This is a genomic window from Cohnella boryungensis, assembly GCF_042651945.1.
Lineage (GTDB): Bacteria > Bacillota > Bacilli > Paenibacillales > Paenibacillaceae > Cohnella > Cohnella boryungensis.
Map to the genome: position 1 here is coordinate 175,414 of NZ_JBHSED010000005.1, position 13,095 is coordinate 188,508.

General features: G+C 55.5%; 11 protein-coding genes. All 11 read left to right on the plus strand.

Annotated features, from left to right (window positions below; translation table 11 throughout):
- Positions 1-57: 57 nt before the first annotated feature.
- Positions 58-2,937: an ATP-dependent DNA helicase DinG gene (gene dinG, locus ACFO1S_RS05380; RefSeq protein WP_204603262.1), complete on the plus strand. Its 2,880-nt coding sequence runs from the start codon at positions 58-60 to the stop codon at positions 2,935-2,937.
- Positions 2,934-3,590 carry a redox-sensing transcriptional repressor Rex gene (locus tag ACFO1S_RS05385; protein ID WP_204603261.1) on the plus strand — a complete coding sequence of 219 codons (657 nt, stop codon included), beginning with the start codon at positions 2,934-2,936 and terminating at the stop codon, positions 3,588-3,590. Before dinG ends, ACFO1S_RS05385 begins: the two co-directional genes overlap by 4 nt.
- Entirely contained in the window at positions 3,587-4,894 is a 1,308-nt protein-coding gene (locus tag ACFO1S_RS05390) for an amidohydrolase (protein ID WP_204603260.1), read from the plus strand. The genes ACFO1S_RS05385 and ACFO1S_RS05390 overlap by 4 nt, the downstream gene beginning before the upstream one ends.
- Entirely contained in the window at positions 4,891-5,409 is a 519-nt protein-coding gene (locus ACFO1S_RS05395) for a cell wall elongation regulator TseB-like domain-containing protein (protein ID WP_204603259.1), read from the plus strand. Before ACFO1S_RS05390 ends, ACFO1S_RS05395 begins: the two co-directional genes overlap by 4 nt.
- 189 nt (positions 5,410-5,598) lie before the next feature.
- Positions 5,599-6,135: a hypothetical protein gene (locus ACFO1S_RS05400; RefSeq protein ID WP_204603258.1), complete on the plus strand. Its 537-nt coding sequence runs from the start codon at positions 5,599-5,601 to the stop codon at positions 6,133-6,135.
- On the plus strand, positions 6,128-7,627 hold the full coding sequence (locus tag ACFO1S_RS05405) for an AAA family ATPase (RefSeq protein WP_204603257.1): 1,500 nt from the start codon (positions 6,128-6,130) through the stop codon (positions 7,625-7,627). The genes ACFO1S_RS05400 and ACFO1S_RS05405 overlap by 8 nt, the downstream gene beginning before the upstream one ends.
- A 151-nt stretch (positions 7,628-7,778) precedes the next feature.
- Entirely contained in the window at positions 7,779-8,333 is a 555-nt protein-coding gene (locus ACFO1S_RS05410; protein ID WP_378126371.1) for an RNA polymerase sigma factor, read from the plus strand.
- A complete protein-coding gene (locus ACFO1S_RS05415) occupies positions 8,326-9,531 on the plus strand; it encodes a hypothetical protein (protein ID WP_204603255.1) in 1,206 nt (401 codons plus the stop codon). The genes ACFO1S_RS05410 and ACFO1S_RS05415 overlap by 8 nt, the downstream gene beginning before the upstream one ends.
- Positions 9,532-9,660: 129 nt before the next feature.
- Positions 9,661-10,533: a 3-hydroxyacyl-CoA dehydrogenase family protein gene (locus ACFO1S_RS05420; RefSeq protein ID WP_204603254.1), complete on the plus strand. Its 873-nt coding sequence runs from the start codon at positions 9,661-9,663 to the stop codon at positions 10,531-10,533.
- Positions 10,530-11,756 (plus strand): acetate kinase, encoded by a 1,227-nt coding sequence (locus ACFO1S_RS05425; RefSeq protein ID WP_204603253.1) that lies wholly within the window; start codon positions 10,530-10,532, stop codon positions 11,754-11,756. The genes ACFO1S_RS05420 and ACFO1S_RS05425 overlap by 4 nt, the downstream gene beginning before the upstream one ends.
- Before the next feature lie 15 nt (positions 11,757-11,771).
- Positions 11,772-13,064: an asparagine--tRNA ligase gene (gene asnS, locus ACFO1S_RS05430; protein ID WP_204603252.1), complete on the plus strand. Its 1,293-nt coding sequence runs from the start codon at positions 11,772-11,774 to the stop codon at positions 13,062-13,064.
- The last annotated feature ends 31 nt before the right edge of the window (positions 13,065-13,095 follow it).

The window sequence follows — 13,095 nt, forward strand, 5'->3', positions numbered from 1 at the left end:
CGGATTCCTGTACGGATATGAACGGAATAGCGTACCGGGAAGGAAAGGAACTCAGGAATGAAATTTGCCGTGCTCGACTTTGAAACGACGGGCATGTCGTCCGACAAAGATGAAATTATTCAAGCGGGACTCGCCTTCATTGACGAGACGGGGACCGTTTGTTCGACTTATGCCAGCTTCGTGCGGCCCTCCAAGCCTATACCGCCGGAAATCACCCGTCTGACAGGGATTGCCGACAAGGATGTGGCGGGCGCGCCCGAGCCGGAGGAGATGCTTAACGACATCGTGCCTTTGCTTCAGGATGTCGTACTGGTCGGCCACAACGTTGAGTTCGATTTCCGCTTTCTGCAAGCCGCCCTTGATCGGAGCGGCTATTTGCCGTTCGGCGGAAGATTGCTGGACACGGTCGAGCTGGCCCGAATCGCGTTTCCGACGCAGTCGTCCTTCGCGCTTGCTTCGCTTACTCAGGCATTGGGAATCGCTCATGATCGTCCGCATCAGGCAGATAGCGATGCTCTGGCTACGGCCGAGCTGTTCTTGAGATGCAGAAGCCGTCTGCGAGAATTGCCTTTGTTGACGCTGCAAAGACTTCATGGCATGTTTGAGTCCGATCAGGACGATCTTGGATGGTTGATCGCGGATACTTTGTCATGGAGAGAGATGCAGCCGCATATGCCCGAAGACGGTCTGTTTTATTTTCGCCAGTTCGCGATGAGCGTCGGGGACTGGAGCGAAGAGCAGAATGGCCGACGGGAGGATGGAGCCTCCCTGGCTTTGCAGAATATGGATTTCGATAGCTATTTGGCCGCCGTGCAGGGCAACCTGAAATCAGCCTTCCACGCATACGAGGCAAGAGAAGGTCAGGACATCATGTTCAAGCAGGTTTATGATGCCTTGGAAGAGGACGCCCATCTGCTGGTCGAAGCCGGTACTGGAACAGGCAAATCTCTGGGCTACTTGCTGCCTTCCCTATATTATGGACTGAAGGAAGACAAAAAAATCGTCGTCAGCACGCATACGATTCAGCTTCAAGAGCAGCTGCGAGAGCGGGACCTGCCCTTGCTTCAGCAGGTGCTGCCAATGTCCTTCAAAGCATCGGTATTCAAAGGCAGAAACAACTATTTGTGCTTGAGGAAATTCGAGCATCGTCAGCAGCTTCCCGCCCATGCCTTCAGCAGAGAGGAAGCGGTTACCCGGGCCGGTATGACGGTGTGGCTGGGCGAGACGCTTCGCGGAGAATCCGAGGAGCTGAATACCGGCGGTCGAGGTCGCGAAGAGTGGAGCGCTGTGGCAAGCGATGCGGCCTCCTGCCTGAATCGGGCGTGCCCGTGGTTCAGAAGATGCTTCTATCATCGCGCTCGCCAAGAGGCGGGCAAAGCGGATTTGATCATCACGAACCATGCCCTGCTGTTCACCGACATGCGGGCGGATCATCGGCTGCTGCCGGCCTATGACCGCCTTGTCGTCGACGAGGCTCATCATCTGGAAGAGGTGGCAAACAGTCATCTGGGCGAGAAAACCTCATACGCTTCCTTGATGATCCCCATGCAACGGGCCTGGAAGGATGCCAGAACGGGCCTGCTTCCGCAGCTGCTCTCGACTGTGTCCGAATCGGGCCTGGCGCAGGCTTCCGTCTGGTCGGAAAAGCTGGAAATGGTCATTCCCAAGCTTCATGACATCCGAGAAGCATGGGAACGCTGGATGGAAGCGTTATTCCAGCTGCTGTCCAGCCAAGCGGCTGCAGACGAGACCGGCAGTCTAACGCTGCGGCTTAAACCCGATGATCTTCCCGCGCAGTGGGATGCGCTTGGCATCGACGGGAACAATGTCATTCAGCTGCTTTCCGATTTTATCCGACCGTTGGAGAAGCTGGCTGTCGAAATTCGCGAGGATACGGACGAGCTCGGCATGCAAGGGCTGCTGACGGATCTCGGCGGCGTGCTGAAGGATTTTACGAACGTTCGCGCCGATACTCAGTCGTTTGTTACGCTTGGCAAGCCCGAATTCGTCTACTGGATCGAAGGCCACTCGCAATATCGCAGCCGATCGATCCAGGTCTTAGGCGCCCCTGCGGATGTGAGCGCCTTACTGCGCGAAGGGGTATTCGAGAACAAGGCGAGCGTCGTGATGACCTCCGCAACGCTGACGATCGACAAGTCCTTCAAGTATGTTACCGAACAGCTCGGTCTCGACGAAGCCGAGAAGGGCGGACGTCTCAAAACGGCCATGCTGCCTTCGCCTTTTCGATATCGGGAGCAGGCGCTCGTGCTGATCCCAAGAGATTTCCCGGCCATTAAGGGCAGGGACGGAGAGAAGGCTTTCATTCAAGCGCTGATCTCCTCGCTGCAGGAAACCGCCCTCACGGTAGGCGGAAGAACGCTTGTGCTGTTCACCTCCTATCGTATGCTTCGGGCGGTATACGACCCGTTGAAGGAGAACCTTGAACAGCACGGGATTCAGGTGCTCGGTCAAGGAATGGACGACGGCAGCCGCAGCCGGCTCACGCAGCAGTTCATGAAGCAGCCGGCTTCCGTGCTGCTGGGCACGAGCAGCTTCTGGGAAGGCATCGACTTGCCGGGAGACGCGCTGACCTGCCTGGCCATTGTCAGGCTTCCTTTCCAGCCGCCCAATCATCCGGTCGCGGAGGCCAAGTCGGAGAAGCTGCAGGCCGAGAACAAAAATCCGTTCATGAAGCTCTCGCTTCCCCAAGCCGTTATCAAGTTCAAGCAAGGCTTCGGGCGTCTCGTTAGAACCTCTACGGACAAGGGGATCGTCATACTGTACGATACCCGGGTGATCGATACGAATTACGGAAAGTACTTTCTGTATTCCTTGCCCGGCCCCAAGATGGAGCACCTGCCCACCTCGGGCATGACCTCAAGAATCAATGAGTGGCTGCATCCACAGGCAGCATTGGAGGAAGGAGAAGCGAGATGAAACCTATTAAAATTTCCGAAGCTGTCGTCAGAAGGCTTCCGATCTATTTGAGATTTCTTAACGAGCTGAGCTTGAGCAACATTCAGACCGTCTCCTCTCAGGATTTGGGGGAAAAGCTGGATCTCAATCCTGCGCAGATTCGCAAGGATCTGGCTTATTTCGGAGAATTCGGCCGCAAGGGCGTCGGGTATAACGTAGATTATTTGATCGAGAAAATTCGTCAGATTCTCAAGCTGGACAAAACGATGAATGTCGTTCTGGTCGGAACAGGCAACTTGGGACGTGCTTTATGCAACTATAGCATGTATATTAAAGATAACATGAAAATCGTAGCGGTTTTCGATGCGGACCCTAGCAAATCCGGCACGCTGTTGAACCACCTCGTCGTTCAGCCGATGCAGGAGCTGGCGGACTCTGTACGCCAACTGGACATCTCCGTGGGGATTATTACGGTGCCGGCGAGCGAAGCCCAGAAGGTAGCGGATGAATTCGTTGCCGCGGGCATACGGGGCATCCTTAATTTCGCCCCGGTCGTGCTGAAGACTTCGCCGGGGGTTCGGATTCACAATGCCGATTTTACCGCAGAGCTGCTTAGCCTGGCTTATTATATGGATCATCATGAAGCGTTGAATGAGGGAGACGGAGAGAGATGAAGCAAAGACGATTAATCCAACGGGGTACTTTTGTTACAATTGACGAACAGCTGCCTGTATATCAGGGCTGGCTGGCCATGGAAGACGGCAAGATTGCCGCGATGGGACAAGGCGAAGCGCCGGCAGAGGAAACCGCGCTCGCGACCGAGACGCTTGACGGCTCCGGCTTGCTGTTTATGCCGGGACTGGTGAACACGCACGGTCATGCGGCGATGTCCCTGCTCAGAGGAATGGCTGACGATCTGGCTCTGCAGGACTGGCTGCAAAATCATATGTGGCCTACCGAGGCCAAATTCACCGGAGACGACGTTTACTGGGGATCGGCTCTGGCCGCTGTTGAGATGATTAAAAGCGGTACGACGACATTCGTCGATATGTACGACCACATGCATCGGGTGGCCGAGGTGGTTGACACCTCCGGTCTGAGAGCGAGCTTGACGAGAGGCGTTATCGGCTTATGCCCGGAGGACGTCCAGAAGGCGAAGCTGGAGGACGCGATCCGCTTCGCCAAGGAATGGCATGGCAAGGCGGACGGCCGCATCAGCGTCATGATGTCACCACATGCGCCTTATACCTGTCCGCCGGATTACATTCTCAAGTTCGTGGAGACGGCGCACGAATTGAATTTGCCGATGCATACCCACATGTCCGAGACGCTTGCGGAAGTGGAGCAGAACGTTAGGGATTACGGCGTGCGTCCCGTAGAGCATCTGGATCGTCTCGGAATGTTCAGCCGACCTACTTTGGTCGCCCATGCCGTACATCTGAACGACGAAGAGATTGCCCTGCTCGCTGAGCGCAAGGTTGCGGTATCCCACAACCCGGTCAGCAATCTGAAGCTGGCCAGCGGCGTGGCAAGAGTGCCTGAGTTGCTCAAGGCTGGCGTGACCGTCTCGCTCGGGACGGATGGTGCTGCCAGCAACAATAACCTGGACCTGTTCCAGGAGATCTCGACGGCGGCCTTGATTCACAAAGGGGTCTCCGGCGATCCAACCGCGATACCGGCAGCCGAAGCTTTGCGGATGGGCACTCTATACGGCGCCCGCTCCATCGGCCTTGAGGGCGTCACCGGGCAGTTGAAGACAGGCTTGAAGGCGGACATTATCGCCTTGAATATCGGCAAGGCCCACTTTGTGCCGCGTACGGATGTCGTCTCCCATCTTGTCTATTCCGCAAGAGGCGCGGATGTCGTTCATGTCTGGGTAGACGGCAAGCCGCTGCTGCGCGACGGCCAGTTGACAACGCTGGATGAAGAGAAGATCATGGCGGAAGCCGAGCGTTGCTATCAGAGGCTGCGGGCATGAGCGCGGTTCGGGGCGAAGGAAAGCGGTTCTTTCCTTCCCTCACTCGAGGGAAATGGATCATTCTGATCGCGGGATTTGTGCTGTTTGTCCTCGTTTCCTTCGTTCTATACGTGCGAACGGCGGATTCCGAATACCGCAAAGAGGAGAACAAAGCCGTTCGTCTGGCGAAGGAGCAGGGCGGCTTGACGGAAGTGACCGAAGCGGTAAGCCATACCTGGGAGGAAACCGTGTGGGTCGTAACCGGCAAGGATGCGGAAGGTCAATCGTGGATGGTGTTTGAGCACAAGGATGGTGTTTTGCGCGCGAAGCTGGATGACAATCTCAGCAGGGAGCAAATGCTTGACCTGTTCGCCCGGGATCATGAAGGCAAACCGATTCGCATGATGCCTGGCTGGTTCAACGGCCAGCCAGCTTGGGAAATTCGTTATTGGAACGATGCCGGCGAAGAGCATCAATCGCTGTCGTTCTACGCCTTGGCTGACGGCTCGATGCTCAAAACATACACGCTGCAATAAGCGCTGCTTATTGGGCAGGAAAACGCCGTAAAGGCGTTTTTTTGTTGGATTGCCAGCGATCGTCTAACGATTCGTCTATCTAAACCTGATATACTCTTAGTTGTAAGCGAGGTCGAGCCTTGCGTTTGACCTTTCCTGACTTTTCTCGACGATTGCCGTCCGAGGTCAACACTAGAGGAGGAACGGTAGATGAATAAACTTAAATTGATTCCAATCACGATAACGGCGGCTGTGACGGCCGCAATTTTATTCGGCGGATGGTTCGCCTACAATCACTATGGCATCGAGAAGCCGCTGGACAAGGTTGCTCATTCGGTGCCCGGCGTGGACTCGGCCAGCATTGATTTCTCGGGAAGCCTGGTCACCGTCAAGGTTCAACTAGACCCTGATGCCGATCTGGGAACCGTGTACCGCACGATCAAGCAGCAGGGAGCTTCCGAAATCGGCAGCCGAAAGCTCGAGCTTCTGGCTTCGGGGCAGAGCAGCGAGCGCTTGGAGCAAGCATGGAGCTATTCGCTGTTCGACGTGGCGGAGGCGATGGAGAATCGCCATTATTCCGGCGTTCGAGAGGCGATGTCGCAGATGTCGCAGCAGTTTCCCGGCATTGTCGCGACGACGGACATGGATGAAAGCAACGTGTACATTTCCATGAAGGATGGCGACTCGGCCAAATTCGTCGTGCTGCCTAGACAGCCTGCAACGTTAGGAGCGTGGCCGAATGCGTAAATTAAGCGAACACCGCAAAGAGATGGCGATCGGCTTCTTCGTTGTCCTGCTTGTCTTTTTAGTATTCGTCGGGCTGCCTCCTTCCATACTGGTCATGGGACTTCTGACGTTCGGCGCGATTTTTTTGTTCACGCGCTCCAGAGGTGGACTGGCAGTGGGGGCTGCCGGCAAGAAATCCGTCATACGCAAGCCGGAGTATCTCACGTTCGAGGATATCGGAGGTCAGGATCAGCCGAAAAGAGAATTAACGGAAGCGCTCGATTTCCTCGTCTATCGGGACAAGATCGAGAAGCTGGGCATTCGTCCGCTGAAGGGCATTCTGCTGACAGGACCTCCGGGAACGGGCAAAACCTTGCTTGCCAAAGCGGCCGCCCAATACACGAATTCCTCTTTCGTCGCAGCCTCCGGCAGCGAATTCGTGGAGATGTACGTGGGCGTCGGAGCAGGCCGGATTCGCGATTTGTTCAAGGAAGCGCGACAGCAGGCGATGAAGCTTAAGCGCGACAGCGCGATTATTTTTATCGACGAGATCGACGGCATTGGCGGGAAAAGGGACGGCGGACAGCATCGCGAATACGATCAGACGTTGAACCAGCTGCTTACGGAAATGGACGGAGTGCAGGGAGACGAGTCGGTTCGGGTGCTGCTGATCGCCGCGACCAACCGCAAGGAATTGCTGGATCCGGCGCTGCTGCGTCCGGGACGCTTCGATCGGCACATTCAGGTCGATCTTCCGGACAAAGCCGGAAGGGAGCATATATTGCGGCTGCATGCCCGCAACAAACCGCTGGATGCGGCAGCCTCCCTCTCGAAGGTGGCGCAGGAAACGTTCGGCTTCTCCGGCGCCCAATTGGAGAGCGTTATGAACGAGGCGGCGATCTATGCCATGCGCGAAGCGTCGGAGACGGTTACGACGGCTCATCTTACGCAAGCCATCGACAAGGTCATGATGGGCGAGCGGATGGATCGCGAGACGACCCGCGAGGAGCGGGAACGGGTGGCGATCCATGAGCTGGGACATGCGATTGTTGCGGAGCAGGTTCGCCCGAAGAGCGTCGCGCAGGTTTCTCTGACGCCGCGGGGGCAAGCGCTCGGCTATGTGCGCCATCATCCGCGACAGGACAACTATTTGTATACCAAGAAGGTGCTGGAGGAGCAGATTATGATTGCTCTTGGTGGCGCCGCGGCCGAAGAAATCTTCTACGGGGAGCGAAGCACGGGCTCGAAGGGGGATTTCGAGCAAGCGACCTCCATCGTAAGAACGATGATCGAATCGGGGATGTCGAAGCTCGGCATTATTCACCCGCAGGCATTAACGCAGGAGCAATGGTCGGCCGAGAACGCGGCGATTCTGGAGGAGCTTACAAAGAAGACCCGGACGATGCTGGAAGAACAGAAGAAGGCATTTAAACTGCTGCTGGACCGCCTCGTCAGCGAAGAGACGCTGTCCGGCCAGCAATTGAGAGCTATTCTGCAGCAGGACGCCGCATAGATGCATAGCGACTAGAGGGTTGGGCAGCGGTGAAGCTGTTCGGCCCTTTTTGCATATTTTACATCGATCATGGAAGGAAATTAGATGAGAAATATGATAGCATTGAACTTAGTTCGGATTTGTATCGTCTAATAGATCAGAGGTGGCAAGTTTGGAGTCCCAACGAAATTTCGATTTCCTTAAATATATGGTTGAGAGCGATGACGAAAAAGGCTTGCTTAACGAGCTAATGACCGCTTACGGCAAGGACGTATGGAATTATGCATACAGTATGACGCGGAAGTGGGATTTGGCAGATGATATTACGCAAGAAGTGTTTATTAAGGTGTTCCGCAATATGCATGCGTTCCGCCGGGACGCTTCAGTGAAAACCTGGCTTTTGACAATTACCCGCAATACCGCGATTGATTTTCAGAGATCGGCTTTTTTCCGCAAGGTGACGCTTTCCGATTTTGTCGAGGACTACGGGGAGCGGCGCTCCGTCGAGCAGGAAGTGCTGGAAAGCTCGGCAATGAGCGAAATGTGGAAAATGGTGCTGGGATTGCCCAAGAAGTATAGGGAGGTCATCATTTTATTCGCTCATCATCAATTGTCGTTAAAAGAAATCGCTCAGGTGCTGGATGTGACGGAAGGAACCGTGAAATCGCGAATGTTCCATGCCCGGCAGAAACTATCCAAAATGAAGGAGGCGAACCGCGATGGATGACAAGGAATTATTCGAACAGCTAAGAAGCGGTCCGCTTCCTCGGACGGGATTCGACGAAGAGCTGCGCAGAAGAATCAACAGCAATCTCGACAATCCGAGACGCGGCCAGAAGAAAGCTCCCTTTCTTCGCATGGGCATACTCGGAGCGTCGTTCCTGATCCTTGCGGTGCTCGCCGTCGGTTTGTGGCGCTGGGAGGGGATTCGGTCGGGCCAGGAGCAGAGGCTGTCTCTTCCGACAGAGAGCGCCTTGTCAAGCGGAACGAACGCCAACGACGAAGTGATCGATCCGGTTCCGCATTCTGCCGTCGTTATCGGACTTCGCAAGGACGAAACGGATAGTTTGCGGAGCAGCTATCGCACGATCGTAGTCGCTCCGGAAGACAATCGGCTGCAAGTCGTAGGCTCCGGAACGGGAATCTGGATGCCTTACGGCATCAACTTCTGGCAGATCGAAGCGATAGACGACGAGTTCGGCAACGGCGGGCAGCGCCTGATTGCGAACAAGGAGGGCAAGAGCTCCGGTATTTCGGCAGGGAGGACCAAGGCCGAGGCCTCCACACGGACGGAAAAGCTGCTGTATGCCGGAGACCATTACGTCTCCATTCTGGAGACGACCCAGGTTAACGAGAAGGGCGTATCCCGTTATAAGAGCCGGGTTCATGTCAATCTGCTGACGACGCTGACCGCCAAGAACCGGGCAGCCAATGTGGAAGCTCTGGAGCTTGAGAACATTCCTTTGTACAAGGCGCTCTCCTCTAATGATCCGATGGCGAATGTCGATCAATGGGCGGTCGCAAGAGAGGGGAACGCATGGGTGGCCAAGCAGTTCGTTCCCTCTACGGATTTAATACAGGTAACCGATGTTCGGAAGTGGCCGAATGCGCAGGTGCATCTGGAGCAGACGGATGTCGTCAAGGAGCCTGTATTGCCGATCGCATGGGATGACGTACTGAGATTGGAGCCGACGGCTGTAGACGCGTTTGCCTCGCCGGATCAGGATGTCGCGATATTCGTAACCCCGGACCGCTTACAGGTTGTTCCTTACCAGTTGCCCGAAGACGAGAGGGAGGCTGTAAGCGTCGATCTGCAGTCCGGCGAATCTGTAGTGATGGTGCAATGGGCCATCCAACAAAAATACGTCGACAATTGGAAGAAGATGTTCGGAGAATGGTTTAGCCTCCCGGCACGGCAGCCTTAGTTTATGATAAGATGAGAATATCCGCTAAACTTTCGCAATGTGAGAAATCTCAATGCGAAGCCGGATATTCTCGTTTTATTATATATAGAGGACATGCGTTAAATCATAGGAGCCGCTGGAGGGATTCACATGTTCAAAATCGTCGGCGTCGTAGGCGCTGGAACGATGGGGCAGAGCATTGCCGAAATGCTCGCCGTCAAGGGACTGGACGTGCACTTGGTCGAGAAAACGCCGGAGAAGCTGCAACAGGCCAAGGAATTGCTGGAGCAGGGACTGGACCGTCAGCTGGAGAGATGGGCGATTACGGCCGCAGAAAAGAAATTGACGCTTAATCGGATACATATGACGACGTCACTGGAGCAGTTAGCGGATTGCGATCTGGTTATCGAGACGATCAGCGAGGATTTGGACAGCAAGAAGGAAATTTTCAAGCAATTGGACAGTATCGTTCCTTCCCATACCGTACTCGCCAGCAACACTTCGACTTTGAGCTTGACCGAGCTTGCGGGCATTTGCCGATTCCCGGAACGGGTGATCGGAATGCACTTCGTATACCCGGCCATCCGGATTGATGTCGTAGAAATTATACTCGGGCTGCAGACTTCCGATGACACCTTCAACAAAACGAAAGCCTTTATCGACGATATTCTCGACAAGAAGGGCGTTATGGTATACGAGTCGCCCGGATTCGTTACGACAAGGCTGATCTGTCTGCTCATTAACGAGGCTCTTCATTTGCTGGAAGAGGGCGTCGCTTCGCCGGAGGATATCGATTCCGCGATGAGCATGGGCTACCGGTTCGAGCATGGGCCGCTCGAGATGGCGGATCGCTTCGGACTGGATTCCGTTCTCGCGGCGCTTGAACGGATGTTCCGCGAATACGGCGAGCTGAAATACCGGCCTTCCTTCCTGCTGAAGAAGAAGGTTCGCGCAGGACAGCTCGGCATCAAGAGCGGCGTGGGCTTTTTCAAGTACGACAAGGATGGTGAACGTTTCTTATGAATATACTTGTAATCAACGCGGGGAGCTCCTCGCTTAAATATCAGCTGTACGATATGTCCACGGAGCAGGTGCTGGCCAAAGGCCGCGTAGAAAGAATCGGCATGGATTCCTCCATCCTGACGCACGAGGTGGAGCAGCAGCCGGAGGTGCGCGAGGTCAGCGAGATTCTTGATCACACGACGGCCATAAGAAAAGTGCTCGACATGCTTACCCATGCGAAATTCGGCGTACTGAGCAACATTCAGGACATTCAGGCGATTGGACACCGCGTCGTTCACGGAGGGGAATCGTTTAGCGAATCGGTGCTTGTGGATCAAGCCGTCAAGCTGGAAATTCGCAAGCTGTTCGATCTGGCTCCGCTGCACAATCCGGCGCATATGATGGGCATCACGGCCGTAGAGACGAACCTGCCTGAAGTTCCCCAGGCGGTCGTATTCGACACCGCTTTTCATCAGACAATGCCGGCCAGCTCGTACTTGTACGCCATCCCGACCGTGCTGTACAAGAAGCATCAAATTCGCCGCTACGGCTTCCACGGAACATCTCACGACTACGTCAGCAAACGCGCCGCGGAGTTTCTGGGCAAACCGCTGGAGAGCTTGAAGCTCGTTACGTGTCATATCGGCAACGGAGCAAGCTGCACCGCGATCCTGAACGGCCGTTCCTACGATACGAGCATGGGCATGACGCCGCTCGAAGGGCTAATGATGGGAACCCGCAGCGGAGACCTTGATCCGGCCGTCGTTCCGTTTACGCTGAACAAAGAGGACTTGACCCTGAATGAAGTGAACTCGATGCTGAACAAGCACAGCGGCTTGCTGGCCGTCTCCGGCATCAGCAGCGACATGCGCGAGGTGGTGGAGGCGATGAAGGCAGGGCATGAGAATGCCAAGCTGGCCTTCGAGATGTACGCTTATCGCATTCGCAAATATATCGGCGCCTACATCGCAGCGATGGATGGGGTCGACGCGATCATCTTTACAGCGGGCGTGGGGGAGAACTCGGATGTGCTGCGGAAGGAAATTTGCCGGCATCTGACCTTCTTCGGCGTGACGCTTGATGAGGAACGCAACGCGGTAAGGTCATCCGAACCGAGAACCATTACGACGGACGATTCCGCAGTCAGCGTGCTCGTCGTGCCTACGAACGAGGAACTGCTGATCGCGCGGGATACGTATCGGCTTGTCAGGAACAAGCTGGCAGGGGATTCAAGCGAGCTATAAGAGAGGGGATCGTCCATGGCAAAGGTGGATTTGGCAACGATCGGCAGCTGCGTCGGTCAGACGGTAACGTTCGGCGGCTGGCTTACGCGCAAGCGGTCCAGCGGCAAAATCCAATTCTTGCAAATTCGCGACGGTACGGGTTTCATCCAAGGCGTGCTCGTCAAAGCCGAGGTCGAAGAGGCGGTGTGGGAGCGAGCGGGACAGCTGACGCAGGAAAGCTCCCTCTACGTGACGGGAATCGTGCGGGAGGAGCCCCGCAGCCCGTCCGGCTTCGAGCTGTCGATTACGGGAATCGAGATCATTCAGATTGCCAAGGATTATCCGATTACACCCAAGGAGCATGGCGTCGATTTCTTGATGGACCATCGGCATCTTTGGCTTCGCGCGCCTCGCCAGAGGGCTATCCTGCGCATCCGCGCGGAGATTATCGCTGCAATCCAGCGATTTTTCGACGAGCGGGGTTTTACGCTCGTCGACCCGCCGATCTTAACGCCATCCTCCTGCGAGGGCACGACAAATCTGTTTCATACCAAGTATTTCGACGAGGACGCTTATTTGACGCAAAGCGGGCAGCTCTATATGGAAGCGGCGGCGATGGCCTTAGGCAAGGTATACTCGTTCGGACCGACCTTCCGTGCGGAGAAATCCAAAACGAGAAGACATCTGATCGAATTCTGGATGATCGAGCCCGAGATGGCTTTTGTAGACCACGAAGAGAGCTTGAACATTCAGGAGCAGTTCATCGGTTACGTGGTGGAGCAGGTGCTGTCCAGGTGCAGCGCGGAGCTGGCTGTGCTGGAGCGAGACCTTGCTGCGCTGGAGAGGGTAAAGCCGCCGTTCCCGCGCATTACGTACGATGAAGCGCTTGACTTGCTGAAGACTGTCGGCATGGAGCTGCCGTGGGGCGAGGATTTTGGCGCTCCGCATGAGACCGCGATCGCCGAGAAATTCGATCGCCCGGTATTTATTACGCACTATCCGGCCAGCTTTAAGGCGTTCTACATGAAGCCGGATCCGAATCGTCCCGAGGTCGTGCTCTGTGCGGATATGATCGCTCCGGAAGGCTATGGAGAAATTATCGGCGGCTCACAGCGGATAGACGATCCGATTCTGCTTGAGCAAAGATTCGCGCAGCACGAACTGTCGGAAGAAGCCTATGGCTGGTATATGGATCTGCGCAAGTACGGCTCGGTTCCGCACTCGGGCTTTGGCCTGGGACTGGAGCGTGTCGTCGCCTGGATCTGCGGGCTGGATCACGTGCGGGAGACGATTGCCTTCCCGCGTACGTTGTATCGGCTATATCCGTAGAACCGTTCCGGGTGGAGATATAAGGAGGAAG